The organism is Amycolatopsis sp. NPDC004747, from assembly GCF_053601335.1.
The window spans coordinates 99723-121558 of sequence record NZ_JBSGBQ010000026.1; the positions used below are offsets into that span (position 1 = coordinate 99723).

At 69.6% G+C, this 21836-nt stretch carries 16 protein-coding genes; 6 read left to right on the plus strand and 10 right to left on the minus strand.

Features of this window, described 5'->3' with window-relative positions:
* Nucleotides 1-28 precede the first annotated feature (28 nt).
* Nucleotides 29-2533 (minus strand): DEAD/DEAH box helicase, encoded by a 2505-nt coding sequence (locus tag ACWEGE_RS34170; protein WP_449664593.1) that lies wholly within the window; start codon nucleotides 2531-2533, stop codon nucleotides 29-31.
* Between the two features lie 151 nt (nucleotides 2534-2684).
* On the opposite strand from ACWEGE_RS34170, the gene ACWEGE_RS34175 reads away from it, so the two are divergent.
* Entirely contained in the window at nucleotides 2685-3941 is a 1257-nt protein-coding gene (locus tag ACWEGE_RS34175) for a primosomal protein (protein ID WP_449664594.1), read from the plus strand.
* 663 nt (nucleotides 3942-4604) lie between these two features.
* Here the strand turns inward: ACWEGE_RS34175 and ACWEGE_RS34180 are convergent.
* Both ACWEGE_RS34180 and ACWEGE_RS34185 read right to left on the minus strand, forming a co-directional pair.
* A complete protein-coding gene (locus ACWEGE_RS34180; RefSeq protein ID WP_449664612.1) occupies nucleotides 4605-5798 on the minus strand; it encodes an MFS transporter in 1194 nt (397 codons plus the stop codon).
* Nucleotides 5799-5900: 102 nt separating this feature from the next.
* Nucleotides 5901-6995 (minus strand): adenosine deaminase, encoded by a 1095-nt coding sequence (locus ACWEGE_RS34185; protein WP_449664595.1) that lies wholly within the window; start codon nucleotides 6993-6995, stop codon nucleotides 5901-5903.
* A gap of 213 nt (nucleotides 6996-7208) precedes the next feature.
* Between ACWEGE_RS34185 and ACWEGE_RS34190 the strand changes: the two genes are divergently transcribed.
* Nucleotides 7209-8333 (plus strand): PA containing protein, encoded by a 1125-nt coding sequence (locus ACWEGE_RS34190; RefSeq protein WP_449664596.1) that lies wholly within the window; start codon nucleotides 7209-7211, stop codon nucleotides 8331-8333.
* Nucleotides 8334-8585: 252 nt separating this feature from the next.
* Here ACWEGE_RS34190 and ACWEGE_RS34195 read toward each other — a convergent pair whose 3' ends face one another.
* The 7 genes from ACWEGE_RS34195 to ACWEGE_RS34225 all read right to left on the minus strand — a co-directional run bounded on the left by ACWEGE_RS34195 (nucleotide 8586) and on the right by ACWEGE_RS34225 (nucleotide 17733).
* Nucleotides 8586-9869, minus strand: coding sequence for a thymidine phosphorylase (locus ACWEGE_RS34195; protein WP_449664597.1), 1284 nt, complete (start codon nucleotides 9867-9869; stop codon nucleotides 8586-8588).
* Nucleotides 9866-10255, minus strand: coding sequence for a cytidine deaminase (locus tag ACWEGE_RS34200; protein ID WP_449664598.1), 390 nt, complete (start codon nucleotides 10253-10255; stop codon nucleotides 9866-9868). Before ACWEGE_RS34200 ends, ACWEGE_RS34195 begins: the two co-directional genes overlap by 4 nt.
* The gene (locus tag ACWEGE_RS34205) at nucleotides 10256-11533 is read right to left on the minus strand and encodes an ABC transporter permease (protein ID WP_449664599.1); all 1278 of its coding nucleotides are present in this window, start codon (nucleotides 11531-11533) and stop codon (nucleotides 10256-10258) included. It lies immediately after the preceding gene.
* Nucleotides 11533-12630 (minus strand): ABC transporter permease, encoded by a 1098-nt coding sequence (locus tag ACWEGE_RS34210; protein WP_449664600.1) that lies wholly within the window; start codon nucleotides 12628-12630, stop codon nucleotides 11533-11535. The genes ACWEGE_RS34205 and ACWEGE_RS34210 overlap by 1 nt, the downstream gene beginning before the upstream one ends.
* Entirely contained in the window at nucleotides 12627-14198 is a 1572-nt protein-coding gene (locus ACWEGE_RS34215) for an ABC transporter ATP-binding protein (RefSeq protein WP_449664601.1), read from the minus strand. Before ACWEGE_RS34215 ends, ACWEGE_RS34210 begins: the two co-directional genes overlap by 4 nt.
* A 79-nt stretch (nucleotides 14199-14277) precedes the next feature.
* Entirely contained in the window at nucleotides 14278-15420 is a 1143-nt protein-coding gene (locus ACWEGE_RS34220) for a BMP family lipoprotein (protein WP_449664602.1), read from the minus strand.
* A 321-nt stretch (nucleotides 15421-15741) separates the two neighbouring features.
* Nucleotides 15742-17733 carry an NPCBM/NEW2 domain-containing protein gene (locus ACWEGE_RS34225; protein WP_449664603.1) on the minus strand — a complete coding sequence of 664 codons (1992 nt, stop codon included), beginning with the start codon at nucleotides 17731-17733 and terminating at the stop codon, nucleotides 15742-15744.
* Nucleotides 17734-18127: 394 nt separating this feature from the next.
* Between ACWEGE_RS34225 and sdhC the strand changes: the two genes are divergently transcribed.
* The 4 genes from sdhC to ACWEGE_RS34245 are packed head-to-tail and all read left to right on the plus strand — an operon-like array spanning nucleotide 18128 to nucleotide 21538.
* Nucleotides 18128-18571 carry a succinate dehydrogenase, cytochrome b556 subunit gene (gene sdhC, locus ACWEGE_RS34230; RefSeq protein WP_449664604.1) on the plus strand — a complete coding sequence of 148 codons (444 nt, stop codon included), beginning with the start codon at nucleotides 18128-18130 and terminating at the stop codon, nucleotides 18569-18571.
* Nucleotide 18572: 1 nt separating this feature from the next.
* Nucleotides 18573-18986, plus strand: a complete 414-nt coding sequence (locus ACWEGE_RS34235) for a succinate dehydrogenase hydrophobic membrane anchor subunit (protein ID WP_003064185.1) — start codon at nucleotides 18573-18575, stop codon at nucleotides 18984-18986.
* 27 nt (nucleotides 18987-19013) lie between these two features.
* A complete protein-coding gene (gene sdhA / locus ACWEGE_RS34240) occupies nucleotides 19014-20768 on the plus strand; it encodes a succinate dehydrogenase flavoprotein subunit (RefSeq protein ID WP_449664605.1) in 1755 nt (584 codons plus the stop codon).
* A complete protein-coding gene (locus tag ACWEGE_RS34245) occupies nucleotides 20768-21538 on the plus strand; it encodes a succinate dehydrogenase iron-sulfur subunit (protein WP_449664606.1) in 771 nt (256 codons plus the stop codon). Before sdhA ends, ACWEGE_RS34245 begins: the two co-directional genes overlap by 1 nt.
* Nucleotides 21539-21836: the final 298 nt, after the last annotated feature.

A 21836-nucleotide genomic window follows, 5' to 3' on the forward strand; every position in this document is an offset into this window, starting at 1 on the left:
GACTGCGCCGTTGGGCGCAACCCGGCGGCTAGTGCGCGCCCACCCCGGTCACCCGGACGACCGCCATCCCGGCCTCGTCCGACGCCGCGAGGTCGACCTCGGCGCTGATGCCCCAGTCGTGGTCGCCCGCCGGGTCGTCGAAGATCTGGCGCACCTTCCAGACGTCCGGTTGCTGCTCGATCATCAGCAGCTGCGGGCCGCGCGCGTCCGGGCCGGTGCCGAGCGTCTCGTACTCCTCGAAGTAGTCCTCGATCGCTTCCTGCCACGCATCCGCGTCCCAGCCGCTCGCCGCGTCCAGCTCGCCGAGCGGGAACCACGCCCGGCGCGCGAACAGCTCGACCCGGCGGAACAGCTCGTTGCGCACCAGGACGCGGAACGCGCGCTCGTTGCGGGTGACGGCGGGCGGCTCGGACGGCGGCCGCGACGAGACCGGGCCCTCTTCTTCCGGGTGCCGCAGCGCTTCCCACTCGTCGAGCAGGCTGGAGTCGACCTGGCGGACGAGCTCGCCGAGCCACTCGATGAGGTCCTGCAGCGGCTCGGTCTTCGCCTCGTCCGGGACCGTGTGGCGCAGCGCGTCGTAGACGTCCGCGAGGTAGCGCAGCACGAGCCCTTCGGACCGGGCGAGCTGGTAGAAGCCGATGTACTCGACGAAGTTCATCGCGCGCTCGTACATGTCCCGCACGACCGACTTCGGCGACAGCTCGTAGTCGTCGACCCACGGGTGGCCCTGCCGGTAGCTGCGGTAGGCGTTGTTCAGCAGCTCTTCGAGGGGCTTCGGGTAGGTGACGTTCTCGAGCAGCTCCATCCGCTCGTCGTACTCGATGCCTTCGGCCTTCATCGCCTGCACGGCCTCGCCGCGCGCCTTGAACTGCTGCTGCGAGAGCACCGGCCGCGGATTGTCCACTGTGGATTCCACAATGGACACTACGTCGAGCGGGTACGACGGCGACTCCAGGTCCAGCAGCTCGATCGCGGCCAGCGCGAACGGCGAAAGCGGCTGGTTGAGCGCGAAGTCGAACTGCAGGTCGACGGTGAGCCGGATGATCCGGCCCTGTTCGTCCGGTTCGGACAGTCGTTCGACGACGCCGGCGGCGAGCAGGGCGCGGTAGATCGCGATGGCGCGCAGGATCAGCTTGCGCTGCGACGCGCGGTCCTCGTGGTTGTCCTCCAGGAGGTGCCGCATCGAGTCGAAGGCGTTGCCCGGGCGCGAAATCACGTTCAGCAGCATCGAGTGCGTGACCTTGAAGCTGGACGTCAGCGGCTCCGGGTCGGCGGCGATGAGCCGGTCGAACGTGCTCTCGGTCCAGTTGACGAACCCCTCGGGCGCCTTCTTCCGGACGATCTTCTTTTTCTTCTTCGGGTCGTCGCCCGCCTTCTCGAGGGCCTTGGCGTTCTCGACGACGTGGTCGGGCGCCTGGACGACGACGTAGCCGTCGGTGTCGTAGCCCGCGCGCCCGGCCCGGCCGGCGATCTGGTGGAACTCGCGCGCCTTGAGGTGGCGCTGGCGGACGCCGTCGTACTTCGTGAGCGCGGAGAAGACGACCGTGCGGATCGGGACGTTGATGCCGACGCCGAGCGTGTCGGTCCCGCAGATCACCTTGAGCAGCCCGGACTGGGCCAGGGTCTCGACCAATCGGCGGTACTTGGGCAGCATCCCGGCGTGGTGGACGCCGATGCCGTGGCGGACCAGCCGCGAGAGCGTCTTGCCGAAGCCGGCGGCGAACCGGAAGTCGCCGATCAGCTCGGCGATGGCCTCCTTCTCGGCCTTCGACGTCACGTTGATGCTCATCAGCGTCTGCGCCCGCTCGATGGCCGCGGCCTGCGAGAAGTGCACGACGTAGACCGGCGCCTGGCCGCCGTTGAGCAGCTCGGACATGGTCTCGTGCAGCGGCGTGAGGGCGTACCGGAAGGTCAGCGGGACCGGGCGCTGCGCCGAGGTGACCACCGCGGTCGGGCGGCCGGTGCGGCGGGTGAGGTCCTTTTCGAAGAAGGAGACGTCGCCCAGGGTCGCCGACATGAGGACGAACTGGGCGTTCGGGAGCTCCAGCAGCGGCACCTGCCACGCCCAGCCGCGGTCGGGCTCGGAGTAGAAGTGGAACTCGTCGGCGACGACCTGCCCGACGGGCGCGTCGGCACCGAACCGCAACGCGATGTTCGCCAGGATTTCGGCCGTGCAGCAGATGATCGGGGCGTCCGGGTTGACGCTGGAGTCCCCGGTCATCATGCCGACGTTGTCCGCGCCGAAGATGTCGATGAGCTGGAAGAACTTCTCCGAGACGAGGGCCTTGATGGGCGCGGTGTAGTAGCTGCGGCGGCCCTGGGCGAGCGCGGTGAAGTGCGCGCCGACGGCGACGAGGCTCTTCCCGGAGCCGGTCGGCGTCGAGAGGATGACGTTCGATCCGGAGACCACCTCCATCACCGCCTCCTCCTGCGCCGGGTACAGCTCGATACCCCGTTCGGCCGTCCAGGTCGTGAAGGCTTCGAAGAGGGCGTCGGGGTCGGGATCCGCAGGCAGGAGGTCGGTGAGAGTCATCAGGCGTCCATCGTGCCATCCGCTCGTCGCAAAGTCGGCAGGGGCGATCGCATCGCGACTGGGAAACCCGTAGGCTTCGCGGTACCGCGCGTCGACTGGGTGATACTTCCGGTGTCGCGCGCACACGGGCGGTACTCCGGAGGGCTTAGGAATGGCACAGGACATCATCCCGATCGAACTCGGCCTGCCGCAGGGCGACGTCGTCACCCTGTGGGCGCCGCGCTGGCGGGAAGACGGCGAGGAGTGGGAAGCGTTCCTCGGCGACGAGGACGACCTGTACGCCTTCGCCGACGCCGCCCACCTGGCCGCGTTCGTGCGCACGTCCGAGCGGCACGACCTGCTGGACCACCCGGCGTGGGACGCGGTGCCGTCGCTGAACGTGCCGGAGCTGATCCCGGACGAGGACCACACCTACGACCTCGTCGGCGTGCCGGAGCTGGTCGCCGAGGAGCCGGACGTCTGGCACATCGCGGAGCTGGCGGAGATCGTCGGCATCGTGCGGTCGCTCGCCGACGTGTGCGACCTCGAGGAGGTCCACGAGATCCTCGACTCGACCGAGGGCTTCTCGCTGCTCGACCAGGGCACGCTGCCGTTCACCGGGAGCGTCGGCGTCCAGGTGTGGAACGACCTGTCCGAGACGGTGTCGCAGAAGTGGGACACCGTGCTCGACGCGATCGACGGCCTGGTGACCCAGCCGGAGGTCGACGAGAAGGTGCTGGAGCAGACGGCCGAGGAGCTGGCGGCGTTCCACGAGGAGTCCGCGGAGGCCGAAGCCGGCGCCGAGGGCGAAGAGGACCTCGAAGCGCTGTCCTCGGATGAGGACGAGGACTCGATCGAGGAAGAGGGCCCGGTCGGCTTCTGGGCCGAGGTCGGCATCGACCCGATCAAGATCATCACGTCCGGCGCGGAGTACTACACGCTGCGCTGCTACCTCGACGACGCCCCGGTGTTCCTGGGCAGCGAGGGCGAGATCGACGTGTTCACGTCGCCGTCCGCGCTCGCCCGCGCCCTCGCCGACGGCAAGGAGCTGGCCGACACCGACCTCGCGGACGTGTCCACGTGGGACGAGGTCCTGGCGAAGGCCACGGCGGGCGAGCTCGAGATCGAGGTCGACGCCGAGAACACGTACGTCCTGACCGGCCTCGACGCGGACATCGCGGAGGGCCCGGAGGCGATCGACCCGACCCAGCTGGAGCTGGCGGTCGAGCTGATCACGGACGCGGCGGAGTGGGCGGGCGACGACTCGGCCGAGACGGCACTGGCGGGCAACGAAAGCCTGGGCTGGCTGGTGTCGTTCGTCCTCCGCCCGGACCCGACCCGCCTCGAGCCGTCGGCGCCGTTCGACGCCGAGCAGAGCGCGTGGCGGAAGCTGGTCGAAACTTTCGAGAACCGGCTTACGGTCGCCTGAGTTCCAGCTTTCGAAGGCCGCCTCCCGCACACTGGGGAGGCGGCCTTCGTCGTGTCGTCCACCCAAGTACGCGAGTCGTCCTTCCAGGTACGCGAGTCGTCCCTCCAGGCACGCGAGTCGACCGTCTGGGTACACGCGGACCGGCCTTCCTGCCGTGCGAACCGACCGGTCCACAGGCAAGGGCGAGATGTGGACAACCCGACCGAACGCGCCCCTCGTCGCCGGTTTTCGTCGTGGGCGGCCGATACGCTGGAGACGGGGGGGCGCCCCCGCGGGCTGAGCGAAGTTTCGACGCGCCTGCGCGAGCGAGCGAGCCCCCGCGCGCCGCCCACCGGTCGGCTCGCGTACTCGGCCCGTCGACTCGCGTGCCCGAGCGGTCGGCTCACGCACCCACAGAGTCGGCCCGCGTACCCAGACGGTCGGCCCGCGTACCCGGACGGTCGGCTCGCGTACCTGGAGGGTCGGCTCGCCCTGGAGGGTTGCACGCGAGATCAGCACGGCATCTCGCGTGCCCAGCCCGGCAGCTTGCGTGATCGGGCGGGCATCTCGCGTGTCTGGAGGGGCATCACGGGTGATCCGAGGGTCGGCTCGCGTGATCGAACGGACGACACGCGTACCCAGACGGACGACACGCGTGCCTGGGCGGACGACACGGGCGTGGGGTCACGGGGTGGGGTGTTCGGCGCGGACCGGGACCACCGCCACGGCCAGCGCCGGGAAGATCGCCGCCACGCAGAAGGCGAGGGCGTAGCGGGTGTCGCCGATGACCAGGCCCAGCAGCGGTGGGGTCAGGGACGCCGCGATGTTCTGGGCCGTGTTCTGCGTGCCCATCGCGCGGCCGGACCACGCCAAGCCCGCCAGCTCCGCCGAGGCCGTGAAGCCGAGGCCGTTGTCCGCGACCGTGATGACCCCGGCCAACGCCAGGGCCAGCAGCACCAGCCACGGCCAAGAAGCGTCGCCGAGGGCCACCAGGAGCATGACGAGGCAACTGGCGAACGCAAGCAGCCGCATCGGGCGCAGCCGGCTGCCCGCCCGGTCCGACCACCAGCCCGACCCCAGGCGGCCCAAAGCCCCCAGCACCTGGACCACCGCCAGGTACCAGCCCGCCGACAACGGGCTCCAGTGCTGCACCGCCACCAGGTACACCGGCGCGAACGCCGACACCGCGAACTGCGGCACCACCAGCAGCGCGCTCGCCCCGTGCACCCGCCACAGCGCCGCCTGCCGGTACGGCGAAGGCGGTCGCTCCCCGGAAACCGGACGCGGCGGCCGTGGCGGGTCCGTCACCAGCCACGCCACCAGCAGCGCCACGACGATCGCCAGCCCGGCCGGCAGCAGGATCGCCGCCCGGAAGCCGTGGTGCGCGGCCAGCGGCGGCAGCCCCAGCGCGGCCACGCCCACGCCCAGCGGCTGGGCCGTCTGGCGGATCCCCATCGCCACGCCCCGCTCGGACTTCGCGAACCAGCCCATCACGACGCGACCGCTCGCCGCGTTCACCGAAGCCGTACAGGCGCCGGCCGCCAAAAACACCCCAAAGAGGAGCCCGACCGGGTGATTTCCTATCCCGGCGTACACCAGGAGTAACCCCGAGATGCCCAGGCCGAGGGCCATGATGAGGCGCTCTCCGTAACGGTCCGCAGCCGCGCCCCACACGATCAGGGTGAACAACAGCCCGATGCTCGGGGCCGCGACGACCGTGCCGGCCTCGGCCAGGGTGAGCCCCTCGGCGGCACGCATCGCCGGGACCAGGAACGGAAGGCCGTACAGGAACGAGCAGCTCGCCGTCTGCGCGGCGAGGCCGAGCGCCAGGATGAGCCATCGCCGCCGGCTCGTCGAAACCTCCGCGACCTGCGCCATCTTCGTCACCGTCTCAAATAATGAGAAGTTGTTCCTACATAGTGAACGATAGTTGGCACAGCTAAGGACCGCAAGCACGCTTGCGGTCCGAAGCGGGGAAGGTCAGGCGAGCGCGGCGTACCCGGGCTTGATCACGTCGTCGATCAGCGCGAGCCGGGCGTCGAAATCGATGAACGCGGATTTCATCGCGTTGATCGTGAACCAGCGGAAGTCGTCGATACCATAGCCGAACGTCTCGTGCAGCGCGGCGAATTCGCTGGTCATCGTGCATCCGCTCATCAGCCGGTTGTCCGTGTTCACGGTCACCCGGAAGCGCAGCTTGGCGAGCAGGCCGATGGGGTGCTCGGCGATCGAGCGGACCGTGCCTGTTTGGACGTTCGACGTCGGGCAGATCTCCAGGGGGATGCGGCGGTCCCGGACGTAGGCGGCCAACCGTCCAAGGTGGACCGTGCCGTCCGCGTCGGTCTTGATGTCCTCGGCGATGCGCACGCCGTGCCCCAGCCGCTCGGCGCCGCAGTGCTGAATCGCTTCCCAAATGGACGGCAGACCGAATGCCTCACCCGCGTGAATGGTGAAATGCGCATTGTTCTGACGCAGGTATTCGAACGCGTCGAGATTGCGGGTCGGCGGGAATCCGTCCTCCGGGCCGGCGATGTCGAACCCGGCCACGCCGGCGTCGCGGTACCGGACGGCCAGGTTCGCGATCTCGAGCGCCCGGGCGTGCTGGCGCATCGCGCAGAGCAACGTCCCGACGCGGATGGTGCCGCCGTTCGCGGCCACGCGCCGGGTGCCCTCCGTGAACCCCTCCTGGACAGCCTCGACCACCGCATCGAGTGACAGACCGCGTTCGACGAACAACTCCGGTGCGTAGCGCACCTCGGCGTAGACGACGCCGTCGGCGGCCAGGTCCTCCACCGCCTCCGCGGCGACCCTGACCAGCGATTCCTCCGTTTGCATCACCCCGCAGGTGTGCGCGAACGTCTCGAGGTAGGAAACGAGTGAGCCGGAGTCGGCCGCACGGCGGAACCAGCTGCCCAGCTCGGCCGGGTCCGTGGTGGGCAGACCGGCATACCCGGTCGCCTCGGCGAGCTCGGCGACGGTGGCCGGGCGCAGGCCGCCGTCGAGGTGGTCGTGCAGCAGCACCTTGGGTGCGCGGCGGAGTGTCTCGGTGGGCAGAACAGGGCTTTCGTCAGGCATCCCCCAACGGTAACCTCGTTGTCATTCCCCTACATGGCCGTAACTCTCAGGCTGGGGCTAACCCTCAGCGTTGAGGATCATGTCCCGAATCGGCCATCCGGGGGCAGCCTCCGCAATAGCCTCTTCACGGGGGCCATACAGACAGCAATTTTTGCAATCGATAAGCTTCGTGGCACGTCCCTCCATTTCCCCGCCGACGAAGGACACACAGCAGTGACCACTGACAACCACATTGCCGCCCCGTCCTTCGACCGGATGCGCAACATGCTGGTGCGCGCGGCCGAAGTGCGTGAGAGCGAGCAGCAGCAGATCTTCGACGCGCTCGACGACATCTACGCCCGCCTCGCGCCGGTGGACTCGCTGGGCGCGGTCCGCAAGCGGCTGTCCGAGATGCCCGACCGCACCGAGGTCAGCGTCCTGGCCGAACGCCTCGACGAGGCGATGTCCCGCCTCGAGGCGCAGGACAACGTCCTCGCGGCGCTGACCCGCGCGATCGAGGCCCTCCCGGACAAGCTCGCCAAGTCCTTCGCGCAGCTCGACGGCCGCCTCGACGGCGTCGCCGCGCGCTTCGAGGGCGTCGCCGGCCGGATGGACGGGCTCGAGGACAAGCTCCAGAACATCCACCGGCGGCTCGACGAGCTGGGCGGGCACCTCGACAAGCAGGACGCGAAGCTCGACTCGATCCCGCAGTCGGTGCACGGCCCGGTCCGCGAGCGGATCGAGCAGGCCGAGGCGACGCTGCGCGAGCGCGTCGACACCACGGACCACGAGCTGCGCGGCAAGGTCGACGAGCTCAGCCGCGTCACGCAGGAGCGGGTCGGCGAGCTGGGCCGCACCACGCACGAGCGGATCGACGCCAACACCGAGGCGCTCAAGGTCGCGCTGACCGAGACCGGCGAGATGATCGACGCGTCCGACCGGCTGGAGAACCTGGGCAACCGGCTCGAAACGGTCACCACCCGCCTCGACGACCTGGCCTCCCGCCTCGACAAGGTGGAGGACGGCTTCCTCTCCGGCATCGGCGACCTCGACGGCGCGCTCAAGGCCGGGCTGTCGAAGGTCGAGGGCACGCTGTCGAAGCAGCCGGACACCGACTCGGTGGACTCGCTGGTCCGCAAGAGCAACGACGAGAGCGTCCGCCGCATCGGCGGCCAGCTCGACGAGGCGATGGCGACGTTCGCGGAGCTGATGCTCGGCGGCGGCCCGGCGGTCCAGCAGATCGCCCCGCCCCCGCCGGCCCCGCGCCAGCCGCGCCGCAGCTCCCGCAACGGCCGCGCGCCGAAGCCGGCCGACGCCAAGGCCAAGGCGGGCGAGGGCTCGGAAGAAGCCACGGAGTAATTCAGCCCCACGAAGAGGCCCCCACCGGCTTGCGCCGGTGGGGGCCTTCTCGTATCTCGCGTGATCCAGGGCGGAACTCGCGTGACTGGAGCCGGAACTCGCGTGAGCCGGGGCGGAGGTCAGGCCGGCTTGGCGCGGGCCGCGGCCCCCGGTTTCCAGCTTACCGGGCACCACCGACGGTTTCGGGTGGCTCCGGCCGCTTCACCGGCGGCACGACGTCACTCGGACGGGTGATCATCTGCGCGACAATCATCACACCTCGGCGCGGATCGTCTCCACGACGATCGGGCCGGGCGAAGGGGCCGACGAGGCGATCGTGAAGCCGCCTTCGAGCGCTGCCAGGGCCGCCGGGACCGCGTCGGGGGTGTCCGTGTGCAGCTCCAGCAGGGGCTCGCCCTCGGAGACGGCGTCCCCCGGCTTGGCCAGGCACAGGATGCCCGCCGCGGCCTGGACCGGGTCCTCCTTGCGGGCCCGGCCCGCGCCCAGCCGCCACGCCGCGACACCCACCGCGTACGCGTCCAGCGACGCCAGCACGCCCGAAGCCGGAGCGACCACCGTGTGGACGTGCGCCGGGGAAGGCAGCGGCGCCGAAGGGTCGCCGCCCTGGGCCGAGATCATCCGGCACCAGACCTCGTACGCCTCGCCGGACGCCAGCACCGCCGCCGGGTCGGCGGAGATGCCGGCCAGCGAAAGCATCTCCCGCGCCAAGGCGAGGGTCAGCTCCACCACGTCCGCCGGGCCGCCGCCCTGGAGCACGTCGACCGACTCGGCGACCTCCACCGCGTTGCCGACCGCCCGCCCCAGCGGGACGTTCATGTCGGTCAGCAGCGCCGTCGTCGGGACGCCGTGATCGGCGCCGATCGACGTCAGCGCGGAAGCCAGCGAGCGGGCCTGGTCGAGCGACTTCATGAACGCGCCCGACCCGAACTTCACGTCCAGGACCAGCCCGGACGCGCCTTCGGCGATCTTCTTGCTCATGATCGAGCTGGCGATCAGCGGGATCGACTCCACCGTCGAGGTGACGTCCCGCAGCGCGTACAGCTTCTTGTCCGCCGGCGCCAGCCCGGACGTCGCCGCGCAGACCACCGCACCGACGTCCTCCAGCTGGGCGAGGATCTCCGAAGTGGACAGTGCCGCGCGCCAGCCCGGGATGGACTCCAGCTTGTCGAGCGTGCCGCCGGTGTGCCCCAGCCCGCGCCCGGACAGCTGCGGCACCGCCGCCCCGCACGCGGCCACCAGCGGCGCCAGCGGCAGGGTGATCTTGTCGCCGACCCCGCCGGTGGAGTGCTTGTCGACCGTCGGGCGGGAGACCGAAAGCGACAGCCGCTCCCCCGACGCGATCATCGCGTGCGTCCAGCGGGAGATCTCCGCCGAGGTCATCCCCCGCAGGAAGATCGCCATGGCCAGCGCCGACATCTGCTCTTCGGCGACCTCACCGCGGGTGTAGGCGTCGACGACCCAGTCGATCTGCTCGTCGGAGAGCGTCCCGCCGTCCCGCTTGGTCCGGATGACGTCGACCGCCGCGAACGCGCTCACGGGAGGTCGTCCGGGCCGAACGCGTCCGGCAGGACGTCGGACATCGGCAGCACGCCACGCGGCGTGTCCACCAGGCAAGCAGACCCGCCCAGCTCGAACAGGATCTGGCGGCAGCGCCCGCACGGCATCAGCAGGTCACCGGCACCCGAACGGCAGGCGACGGCGACCAGCCGGCCGCCGCCGGACAGCCGCAGCTGCCCGGCCATCGTGCACTCGGCGCACAACCCGAGCCCGTAGGAAGCGTTTTCGACGTTGCACCCGGTCACGACCCGGCCGTCGTCCACGATCCCGGCCACCCCCACGTGCAGCCCCGAATAAGGCGCGTACGCATGGGAAGCCGCTTCGATCGCCTGGGAGCGCAGAGCGTCCCAATCCACAGTAGACACTCAGTCCTCCCCTCGCCGGTACGGCTGGCCGTCGGCCTTCGGCGGCCGCAGCCGCTGCGAAGCCACCGCCAGCACGATCAGCGTCACGAAGTGCGCGGTGTACGGGATCAGGTCGGACGGCAGCGTGTCGTTCGACCAGTAGATCGCGTACAGCACGCCCGCGCCGACGACACCGAGGCCCGCCGCGATCCACTGGCGGCGGAACAGCTGGACGACCACGATCACGGCGACCAGGATCACCGCGCCGTACAGCAGCGCGAGCACCGCTTCGCCGCCGCCGGCGAGCTGCAGGCCGTCCGCGTAACCGAACAACGCCGCGCCGCCGAGCAGGCCGCCCGGCCGCCAGTTGCCGAAGATCATCGCCGCGAGGCCGATGTACCCGCGGCCGTTCGTCTGGTTCTCCAGGTAGTCCGCGCCGCCGCGCAGCAGCACCAGCGAAGCGCCACCCATGCCGGCGAAGGCGCCGGAGATGATCACGGCCACGTACTTGTGCAGGTAGACGTTCACGCCGAGGGACTCGGCCGCCACCGGGTTCTCGCCGCAGGAGCGCAGCCGCAGGCCGAACCGGGTCTTCCACAACACCCAGAAGCTGACCGGCACCAGGATGATCGCCAGCATCGTCAGCGGCGCCACCTCGGTGACCAGGCCGCGCAGGATGCCGGCGACGTCGGAAATCCCGACGCGCTGCTGCTTCTCCAGGTCGCCCAGCCAGTCCGAGAGGAACGTCGCCGAGTAGGTGTCGAACTTCGGCACCACCGGCGACTGCCGCGGGTTGCCGGAGATCGGCGCGAAGATCAGGTTCGCCAGGTACTTCGTGATGCCCAGGCCGAGCAGGTTGATCGCGACACCGGAGACGATGTGGTTGACGTTGAACGTCACCGTCGCCACCGCGTGCAGCAGCCCGCCCAGCGCGCCGAAGACGATCGCGGAGATCAGGCCGGCCCAGACGCCACCGTTGTACGAGCCCCAGGCCGCGCCCCAGGTCCCGAGGATCATCATGCCCTCGAGCCCGATGTTGACCACGCCCGCGCGCTCGGCCCAGAGGCCGCCCAGCGCGCAGAGCAGGATCGGCAGCGCCAGGCGCAACGCCGTCTGCGCGGTGTTCGACGACGTGAGCGCGGCGACGCCGGTGGAGTACGACGCCGTCGAGATGACTGCGATGGCGACCACGGCCCAGATCACGCCGCGGAGCCAGCCGGGGACCCGGGACCGCTTGCGGTGCACCGGCATCGTGCCGGGGCTGCCGGCGTCGGGCCGGGAAACGTCGGTGACGGCCATCAGACGGCACCTCCTTCGCTGACCGAAGCGCCCTTGCGGCCGTTGGCGGCGAGCGCCCGGCCGACGCGGTGTTGCTGCGAGCGCAGGTCGGCCCGGCGCACGACCTCGTACGCCACGACGACCGACAGCACGATGATGCCCTGCATGATCGTCGCGATCTCCTTGGACACGTTGATCTGCTCCAGCGACACCGCGGAGGTGTCGAGGAACGCCCACAGCAGTGCACCGAGCGCGATGCCGCCGGGGTGGTTGCGGCCGAGCAGCGCGACCGCGATGCCGGTGAAGCCGTACATCTGGGTCGCGGTGATGCCGTAGCTGTAGTCGCGGCCGAGCAGCTCCGGCATCGCGACCATGCCCGCGACGGCCCCGGAGAGCAGCATCGCGATCAGCGTCATCTTCTTGGCGTTGACGCCACCCGCGGCGGCCGCGGTGCTGGACTCGCCGGACGCCTTGAGCTCGAAGCCGAACCGCGTGCGGTTGAGCATGAACCAGTAGGCGCCGCCGACGATCGCGGCGATGAACACGAACCCGAAGAGCGTGCCCGAGCCGAGCGGGATGCCCGGGATGCGGCCCGACGGCTCGATCACGCGGGTGCCGATGTTGTTGCCGGTCTGCACGCCGAACTGGTCGGCGTTGATCAGGAACGCGATGATCCCGGCGACGATCGCGTTGAGCATGATCGTCGAGATGACTTCGCTGACCCCGCGGGTCACCTTGAGGATCGCCGGGATGGCCGCGTAGGTCATCCCCGCGACGACCGCGACCAGCAGGATCGCGACGACGTGGATGACCGGCGGCAGCTTCATCGCGCCGCCGGCGATGGCGGCGACAACCGCGGCGAAGCGGTACTGGCCCTCGACCCCGATGTTGAACAGGTTCATCTGGAAGCCGATGGCGACCGCGAGCCCGGACAGGTAGTAGACGGTCGCCAGGTTCACCGTGTCGACCGAGGTCGAGCCCTTGAACATCTGGCCGATCATCGTGCCGTACGCCCGCAGCGGGTCCGCGCCCGAGATGATCAGCGCGATCGCCGACAGCAGCACGGCGAAGACGATCGCCAGCAGCGGTGGCAGCAGTTTCGTGCGCCAGGAAGTCATTCTTCGTCACCTTCTCCGGCGCCGGTCATCGCCGAGCCCAGTTCCTGCGGCGTCACCGTGGCGGGGTCGGCCTCGCTCACGAGCCGCCCGCGCAGCATGACGCGGATCGTGTCGGACAGGCCGATCAGCTCGTCGAGGTCGGCGGAGATCAGCAGCACCGCGAGCCCGGCGGCGCGGGCCTGGCGGATCTGCTCCCAGATCAGCGCCTGCGCGCCGACGTCGACCCCGCGCGTCGGGTGCGAGGCCACCAGCAGCACCGGGTTGCCGGACAGCTCGCGCCCGACGATCAGCTTCTGCTGGTTGCCGCCCGAGAGCGCCGCGGCCGGAACGTCGATGCCCGGCGTGCGGACGTCGTAGTCGCGGACGATCCGCTCGGTGTCGGCGCGGGCGCCGGCGATGTCGAGCAGCTGTCCTTTCGAGACCGGTTCGCGGGTCTGGTAGCCCAGGATCCGGTTGACCCACAACGGTTGCGTGAGCAGCAGGCTGTGCCGGGTGCGGTCCTCGGCGATGTAGCCGATGCCCGCTTCGCGCCGCGTCAGCGTGCCGGCCTTGGTGATGTCCCGCGCCTTGCCGTCGGCGTCGACCAGCTCGATCGTGCCGCCGGACGGCTTGCGCATGCCCATGATCGTCTCGACGAGCTCGGTCTGGCCGTTGCCTTCGACACCGGCGATGCCGAGCACCTCGCCCGCGTGCACGGTGAAGGAGACGTCGTCGAGCGCGTTGCGGTCCGAGCCCTCCGCGCCCAGCGTCAGCCCGGTCAGCCGCAGCACATCCCGGTCGGTGACCGTGGACTCGCGGGTCTCCGGGCTGGGCAGCTCGGAGCCGACCATCATCTCCGCGAGCTGGCGGGAGGTGATGGTCTTCGGGTCGGCGGTGCCGACGGTGGTGCCGCGGCGGATCACCGTGACGGTGTCGGCGATCGCGCGGACCTCGTCGAGCTTGTGCGAGATGAAGAGGAACGTGTAGCCGCCGTCACGCATCTCCCGCACGGTGTCGAAGAGCGCGTCGACCTCCTGCGGCACGAGCACCGCGGTCGGCTCGTCGAGGATGATGATCTTCGCCCCGCGGTAGAGCACCTTGACGATCTCGACGCGCTGGCGGTCGGCGACGCCGAGCTCCTCCAGCAGCGTGTCCGGCTTGGCGCGCAGGCCGGTGCGCTCGGCGAGCTCGGCCAGCCGCGCGCGGGCGGCGCGGCCGATGCCGTGCAGGCCCTCGGCGCCGAGGAAGACGTTCTCGCCGACGGTCAGGTTGTCGGCGAGCATGAAGTGCTGGTGCACCATGCCGATGCCGGCGCGGATGGCGTCCTGCGGGTTGCGCAGCTTCACCTCTTCGCCGTTGATCGCGATGGTGCCCTCGTCCGGCGGCTGCATGCCGTACAGGATCTTCATCAGGGTGGACTTGCCGGCGCCGTTCTCGCCACAGATGGCGTGCACCTCGCCGGCGGCGACGGTGAGGTTGACGTCGGAGTTGGCCACCACGCCGGGAAAGCGCTTGGTGATCCCGGTCAGCTGGACGGCGGGGGCGCCCCGGTCGGGGACGGCCTCGGCCGGGGCCTCGGCTGTGCTCATGGGCGGGAGGATTCCATATCTCTGGAACGCGTGAGGGGCCCGGAGGGAAAACCCTCCGAGCCCCGGACGCGTTGTGAGCCTACTTCTGCGGCTTGTCCGAAACGGTGATGGCACCCGAGATGATCTGGGCCTTGTAGCCGTCCAGGACGTCCTTGATGTCGTCGACCTTGCCGCCGGAGGTGGCGTAGCCGACGCCGTCGACCTTGAGGTCGAACCGCTTCGGCAGGCCGCTCAGGTCACCCTTGGCGACGGCCTGCACGTAGTCGAACACCGCGACGTCGACGCGCTTGAGCATGGACGTGATGATGACGTCCTTGTCGGCCTCGACGGTCTTCTGGTTGTACTGGTCGGAGTCGACCCCGATGGCCAGCGCGTTGCCCGCCTTCGCGGCGTCGAAGACACCCTTACCCGAGGCGCCCGCGGCGTGGTAGATCACGTCCGCGCCCTTGGCGATCTCGGCGGCGGCCTTCGCGTTGCCCTTCGGCGGGTCCTGGAACCCGGAGAAGTCACCGGCCGGGGTCAGGTACTCGTCCTCGATCTTGATCTTGGACGAAACGGTCTTCGCGCCCTGCAGGAAGCCGGCCTCGAACTTCTGGATCAGCGGGGTGTTGACACCGCCGACGAAGCCGATGTGGCAGCTCTTGCTCTTGTACGCGGCGGCGACGCCGGCCAGGAACGAGCCCTGCTCCTCGGCGAAGACCAGCGGCGTCACGTTCGGCAGCTGGATCGAGTCGTCGTCGACGATGGCGAACTTGGTGTTCGGGTACTTGGCCGCGACGACCTTGACCGACGGCGCGTAGGCGAAGCCGACCGCGATGATCGGGTTCAGGCCCGAGGAGGCCATCTGGTCGAGGCGCTGCTGCTTGGCCGACTCGGCCTCGCTGGCGCTGGCGGTGCTCTCGCTGACCGTGGTCACGCCGAGGTCGGACTTCGCCTTGTCGGTGCCCGCGGCGGCGGCGTCGTTGAACGACGCGTCACCCCGGCCGCCGACGTCGAAGGCCAGGCCGATCTTCAGCTGGCTGCCGTCGACCTTCCCGCCGGCCGCGGTCGAGCTGCTGGCGGCGGCGGGCGCCGCGGGCGGCTTCTGCGCGGTGACGCAGTCGGAACCGCCCGTCGAGGCCGCGGTGTTGTTCGAGCTGTTACCACCGCCGGAATCCTTGGCGCACCCGGCCAGGGTGAGCACCCCGGCCATGGCCGCGGCGGCCAGCGCGGTTCCACGCATGCGACGCAACGTGTGTCTCCCTCCCCGCTGATCCAGCGGATGGTCAAGGGCACGACCCGGCCCTACTGCCGGGTCGACCGCCAGACCGTACCCGCCGGACCGGAATGCGCCATAGGAAAGGCACGCTACGTAACACAAACGTTTACTCACGAGTCGCGCGCGCGACGAACCGGACACCGAAAGTGATCAAGGGGCCTACTGCGGGCTACTTTCGGCGGATCGGTTCGCGTTGGGACGGCGAAAATGCCGTTTCGCGTCACTCAGTGTGCCGGGCCGACCGAAGGGTGGGCCGGCCCGGTCACTCTGTGAGATGACCGAGAATCAGCCGCAGGTGAGCCGGGCGGCCGCCCAGTCGCTGCGGTCGTACGAGTTCCCGTCGCCGCCGTCGGTGACGACCAGCCGCAGGTACCGCGCCCCGTGCAGGTCCGCGGCCAGCGGCGTCGCCGGGTCCTCCCAGGTCCGCACCCCGGTCGAGGCGGCCTTCGTGCCGTCCGCGTAGACCTCGAACGTCGCCGAGCCCTGCTTGTTCGTCGCCTCGCGCTCGTCGTCGACGCCGACGTCCGCGGTGAACGCCGTGCAGCGGCCGCCCAGGTAGAAGACGACTTCGCTGGGTGCGTGCGCGCCGAGGCCCTTCGGGTAGCCGACGCCGTTGATGGTCAGCGGCTTGCCGTCGCCTGCCGGGATGCTGCCGTTGGACATGTCCCGCTCGACCGGGCCGTAGCCGTTCTTCTCCGCCGCCCAGCGCAGGTCGCTCGCCCACGCGGACGCCGTCGGCGGCGCCGCGGGGACGGTCAGCCGTTGTTCACCGGACCAGGTGACCTGCCCGAACCCGACCGTGCGGTAGGTGACGCCGCCGCGCAGCGCCGCCGTCGTGCCCTCGGTGCCGGCCGGCGGGGTGACCCGCCACCGCCCCGAAGCCGTCTCGCCGGTCCCGAGCACGACCTTCCACGGCCGCGCCACCTGCTCCACCTGCCAGCCCGCGGGCGCGGTGAGCGTCACGCGCGGGTCGAACACCGGGACGCGGCCCTCGTCGGTCGCGGACACCGTCACCTCGAAGGGCTGCCCGGCGGGCGTGATCTCGCCTGGGACGCCCGGCACCGACGCGACGACCTCGACGCCGCTGCTCACCAGCGGCTCGTTCCGCCACCACGAGCCGCCCGCGTGCACCCGGTAGACGACCGTCGCGTGCGGCGGGACGACCGCGGAGATCGGGCCCGCCGTCTGGAGGTCGCGGTGCGCCCAGAGGTCGCGGGCGGTGTACCCGGCGGCGTTCGCCAGCCCGGCGGCGGCCGCGGTGGTGCCGATCGTGGCGCTCGACGTCGTCTCGTTGAACAGCGCGATCGCCACGTCGCCGCCCGCGAGGGGCTTGGCGAACACCCAGTGTCCGTCCTGGTTGGACAGCACGCGCGCCTGGACGCCGCGGCGGTCCTGGTCGAGCGCGATGACCTCGGCGTTGCGCAGGACGTCGAAGTTCTCCGGCGACACCTTGCGCAGGTCGGCGCCGATGAGCAGCGGGGCGGCCATCATCGCCCACAGCGAGAAGTGCGAGCGGTACTCCTCGGTCGTCATCCCGCCGTTGCCGACCTCGAGCATGTCGGGATCGTTCCAGTGCCCCGGTCCGGCGTACGGCGCGAGCGGCGCGTTCGCCTTGAGGATCTGCAGCACCTTGGCCCAGTTGTCCTTGATGTCGCCGGTGGTCCGCCACAGGTGCCCGACGTCGGCGCCCCACGTCCACGGCTTGTTCTCGCCCCACTCGCAGAGCGAGTACACGATCTGGCGGCCGGTCTTCAGCAGCGCGTCGCGCATCTTCGTGTAGCGCTCGAGCGCGGGGCGGCCCTGGTTGTTGCAGTTGTCGTACTTGAGGTAGTCGACACCCCAGTCCGCGAACGTCTGCGCGTCGACGTCCTCGTGGTCGAGCGCGCCCGGCATGGTCTTCGCGCAGGTCAACGTGCCCGCGCTGGTGTAGATGCCGAACTTCAGGCCCTTCGCGTGGACGTAGTCGGCCAGCGCCTTGATGCCGCTCGGGAACCGGGCCTTGTTCGCCTGCATGCGGCCGTCGGCGTCCCGCGCGGCCTCGGCCCAGCAGTCGTCGACGTTGACGTACTCGTAGCCGGCGGCCTTGAGTCCTTTGTCGACGAAGATGTCGGCGGTGTCGCGGATCAGCTGCTCGTCCACGGCGCAGCCGGTGGTGTTCCAGTTGTTGAAGCCCATCGGCGGCGTCAGCGCCAGCCCGCCGGGCAGCGCCTGCGCGGGCGTGACCGACACCACGGGCAGCAGAGCCGCGACGGCGATCACCAAGCCGAGTCGTCGCACCAGAACATCACCCCATCGTGAGAGATCCGATGTTTGCCCGAGCGACGCTAGGGACGCCTTGACGGTTGGTCAATGACACACGAGTGTTACCAGCCGTTCGGCGTAAAGCATCAGATATCAGATCTGACAGTGATCTGATCTCCGTTGATCGGGACGGCATCGAGTACCCCGCCACCGAGTGCGCTGCACCACACCGCCGGGTGGTGGTGCGGGAGCGCCGGTGTCTGGTCCATCACAGAGGGGAACCCGGAGGTGAGCCGCCTTCCGGGTGCGGGTCTAGCATCCGATTCATCCAGGCTCGATGACGTTGATCTCGGCACAGCCGCCGTTCCCGCGGCGACAGCGGACCTCACGGCCACCGGGCGCACAGTCAGACGTTGGAGGCCGTTCACCGATGTCCACCACGGCGAGCCATGCCCCCGAGGCAGGGGCGAGCGATCGGGCGGGTGCCTCACGCCGGCAGGGGACCTTCTACCGGGGCGACCCCGGCATGTGGTCCTGGGTCCTGCACCGCATCACCGGCGTGCTCACATTCTTCTTCCTGTTCGTGCACGTGCTCGACACCGCGCTGGTGCGCGTGTCGCCGAACACCTACGACCAGGTCATCGAGACCTACAAGACGCCGATCGTCAACCTCCTGGAGGTCGGCCTGGTCGGTGCGGTGCTGTTCCACGCGCTGAACGGCATCCGCGTCATGCTGGTCGACTTCTGGTCGAAGGGCCCGCAGCTGCAGAAGGCCATGACGTGGGTGATCGGCGTGGTCTGGGTCGTGGTGATGGTCCCCGGTGCGTTCTTCATGCTGAAGCGCACCGCCGAGACGCTCTTCGGGGGTAACTGACATGGCCGACCTCGCGCTCGCCAACCCCCGCACCCCGAAGCGCCCGGCCGCGCGCCGGAGCAACTTCGAGCTCTACAGCTGGCTGTTCATGCGGATCTCCGGGCTGGCACTGGTCATCCTGGTGCTCGGCCACCTGCTGATCATGAACATCCTCGACGGCGGTGTGCACCGGATCAACTGGGGCTTCGTCGCCGGCCGCTGGGCCTCGCCGTTCTGGCAGTTCTGGGACCTGGCCATGCTCTGGCTCGCCGAGATCCACGGCGGCAACGGGCTGCGCACGATCATCGACGACTACGCCCGCAAGGACAGCACGCGGTTCTGGCTGAAGATCCTGCTGTACGTCTCGATGGTGCTGATCCTGGCCGTCGGCACGATGGTGATCTTCACGTTCGACCCGAACATGCCCGCGAACTGACACAGCGTCGAACCCGGAGACTTTTTCATGCAGTTCCACAAGTACGACGTGGTGATCGTCGGCGCCGGTGGCGCCGGCATGCGCGCGGCCATCGAGTCCGGCCAGCGCGCCCGCACCGCGGTCCTCACCAAGCTGTACCCGACCCGGTCCCACACCGGCGCGGCCCAGGGCGGCATGTGCGCCGCGCTGGCGAACGTCGAAGAGGACAACTGGGAGTGGCACACCTTCGACACGATCAAGGGCGGCGACTACCTGGTCGACCAGGACGCCGCCGAGATCATGGCGAAGGAGGCCATCGACGCGGTCCTCGACCTCGAGAAGATGGGCCTGCCGTTCAACCGCACGCCCGAGGGCAAGATCGACCAGCGCCGCTTCGGCGGGCACACGCGTGACCACGGCAAGGCCGCCGTCCGCCGCGCCTGCTACGCCGCGGACCGCACCGGCCACATGATCCTGCAGACGCTGTACCAGAACTGCGTCAAGTACGGCACGGAGTTCTTCAACGAGTTCTACGTGCTCGACCTGATCACCAGCCCGGACGAGAACGGCAACCCGGTCGCCTCCGGCGTCGTCGCCTACGAGCTGGCCACCGGCGAGCTGCACGTCTTCCAGGCGAAGTCGATCGTGTTCGCCACCGGCGGCGCGGGCAAGATCTTCAAGACGACGTCGAACGCGCACACCCTCACCGGTGACGGCCTCGGCATCATCTTCCGCAAGGGCCTGCCGCTGGAGGACATGGAGTTCTTCCAGTTCCACCCGACCGGCCTCGCCGGCCTGGGGATCCTCATCTCGGAAGCCGTCCGCGGCGAGGGCGGGATCCTGCGCAACGCCTCCGGCGAGCGGTTCATGGAGCGCTACGCCCCGACCATCAAGGACCTCGCGCCGCGCGACATCGTGGCGCGCTCGATGGTGCAGGAAGTGCTGCAGGGCCGGGGTTGCGGCCCGAACAAGGACTACGTCGTCCTGGATGTCACGCACATCCCCGAGGAGACGCTGAACGCGAAGCTCCCGGACATCATGGAGTTCTCCCGGACCTACCTGGGCGTCGACCCGGTCAAGGAGCCGGTGCCGGTGTTCCCGACGTGCCACTACGTCATGGGCGGCATCCCGACCAACATCCACGGCGAAGCGTTGCGGGACAACGAGAACGTCATCCCGGGTCTGTACGCGGCGGGCGAGGTCGCCTGCGTGTCCGTGCACGGCTCGAACCGCCTGGGCACGAACTCGCTGCTGGACATCAACGTGTTCGGCCGCCGCGCCGGCATCGCGGCCGCGGAGTACGCGCTGGCGCACGAGCACGTCGAGCTGCCTTCGGATCCGACCAAGCTGGTCGAAGAGCAGCTGGCGGGCCTGCTGTCGGAGCACGGCGACGAGCGCGTCGCCGACATCCGCAAGGAAATGCAGCAGACGATGGACTCGCACGCGTCGGTGTACCGGACCGAGGACACGCTGAAGCAGGCGCTGACCGACGTCCAGGCGCTGAAGGAGCGGTACCAGCGGATCACCGTGGCGGACAAGGGCAAGCGGTACAACACGGATCTCCTGGAGGCCGTCGAGCTGGGCTTCCTGCTGGAGCTGGCCGAGGTCCTGGTCGTGGGCGCGCTGGCGCGCAAGGAGTCCCGCGGCGGCCACGCCCGCGAGGACTACCCGAACCGCGACGACACGAACTTCATGCGGCACACCATGGCCTACAAGCAGGGCCCGGGTCTGTCGTCCGACATCCGGCTGGACTACAAGCCGGTCACCTTCACCCGCTACGAGCCGATGGAGCGGAAGTACTGATGACTGCTGTTGCTGAATCTCCTTCGGCTTCCGCCGCGGACGAGCACACGCCGATCACCGTCACGCTGAAGATCCTCCGGTTCAACCCGGAGGTGGATTCGGAGCCGCACTGGGAGTCCTACGACGTCCCGGCGCAGCGCACCGACCGGCTGCTGAACCTGCTGTTCTACGTCAAGGACTACATCGACGGGACGTTCTCGTTCCGCCGCTCGTGCGCGCACGGCGTGTGCGGGTCCGACGCGATGCAGATCAACGGCATCAACCGCCTGGCGTGCAAGGTCCTGATGAAGGACCTGCTGGAATCCGGCGGCAAGAAGACCACGATCACGATCGCCCCGATCAAGGGCCTGACGACGTTGAAGGACCTCTACGTCGACATGGACCCGTTCTTCGAGGCGTACCGCGCGATCAAGCCGTACCTGATCACGTACGGCAACGAGCCGACGCGCGAGCGGATCCAGTCCCAGGCCGACCGCGACCGCTTCGACGACACGACGAAGTGCATCCTGTGCGCCTGCTGCACGTCGTCCTGCCCGGTGTACTGGAACGACGGCTCGTACTTCGGCCCGGCGGCGATCGTCAACGCCCACCGGTTCATCTTCGACTCCCGCGACGAGGGAGCGGAGGAGCGCTTGGACATCCTCAACGACGGCGAGGGTGTTTGGCGCTGCCGGACGACGTTCAACTGCACGGACGCCTGCCCCCGAGGGATCCAGGTGACCAAGGCGATCCAGGAAGTGAAGCGCGCCCTGCTGTTCAAGCGGGTTTGAGTCATACGCAAACGGCCCTCCGGCGACCTGGCCGGAGGGCCGTTTTTCCTTTGCCCGCCCCCCTCCAAACCGGCGGCCGGGCGAGCGAGGCAACCAACGACGTCACCAGACCTCCCCAATCCCGACCACCTCCAACCCGCCGGCCGGACACGCGAGGCAACCAACGACGTCACCAGACCTTCCCCGCCCCTCATCCCAGCCTTCCCTTCAGCCGGCGGGCGGGTTTGTCAAGGCACGCTTTCCCGCCTTGACAAACCCGACCACCCCCGCCCCTCCGGGGGGATTTTCAGCCGGCGGT

What these genes read in the sequence shown, in the direction of transcription:
- ACWEGE_RS34170 (WP_449664593.1), bottom strand. Translation starts at nt 2,533, where the DNA reads ATGACTCTCACCGACCTCCTGCCTGCGGATCCCGACCCCGACGCCCTC.
- ACWEGE_RS34175 (WP_449664594.1), top strand. Translation starts at nt 2,685, where the DNA reads ATGGCACAGGACATCATCCCGATCGAACTCGGCCTGCCGCAGGGCGAC.
- ACWEGE_RS34180 (WP_449664612.1), bottom strand. Translation starts at nt 5,798, where the DNA reads ATGGCGCAGGTCGCGGAGGTTTCGACGAGCCGGCGGCGATGGCTCATC.
- ACWEGE_RS34185 (WP_449664595.1), bottom strand. Translation starts at nt 6,995, where the DNA reads ATGCCTGACGAAAGCCCTGTTCTGCCCACCGAGACACTCCGCCGCGCA.
- ACWEGE_RS34205 (WP_449664599.1), bottom strand. Translation starts at nt 11,533, where the DNA reads ATGGCCGTCACCGACGTTTCCCGGCCCGACGCCGGCAGCCCCGGCACG.
- ACWEGE_RS34210 (WP_449664600.1), bottom strand. Translation starts at nt 12,630, where the DNA reads ATGACTTCCTGGCGCACGAAACTGCTGCCACCGCTGCTGGCGATCGTC.
- ACWEGE_RS34215 (WP_449664601.1), bottom strand. Translation starts at nt 14,198, where the DNA reads ATGAGCACAGCCGAGGCCCCGGCCGAGGCCGTCCCCGACCGGGGCGCC.
- ACWEGE_RS34220 (WP_449664602.1), bottom strand. Translation starts at nt 15,420, where the DNA reads ATGCGTGGAACCGCGCTGGCCGCCGCGGCCATGGCCGGGGTGCTCACC.
- sdhC (WP_449664604.1), top strand. Translation starts at nt 18,128, where the DNA reads ATGTCCACCACGGCGAGCCATGCCCCCGAGGCAGGGGCGAGCGATCGG.
- ACWEGE_RS34235 (WP_003064185.1), top strand. Translation starts at nt 18,573, where the DNA reads ATGGCCGACCTCGCGCTCGCCAACCCCCGCACCCCGAAGCGCCCGGCC.
- sdhA (WP_449664605.1), top strand. Translation starts at nt 19,014, where the DNA reads ATGCAGTTCCACAAGTACGACGTGGTGATCGTCGGCGCCGGTGGCGCC.
- ACWEGE_RS34245 (WP_449664606.1), top strand. Translation starts at nt 20,768, where the DNA reads ATGACTGCTGTTGCTGAATCTCCTTCGGCTTCCGCCGCGGACGAGCAC.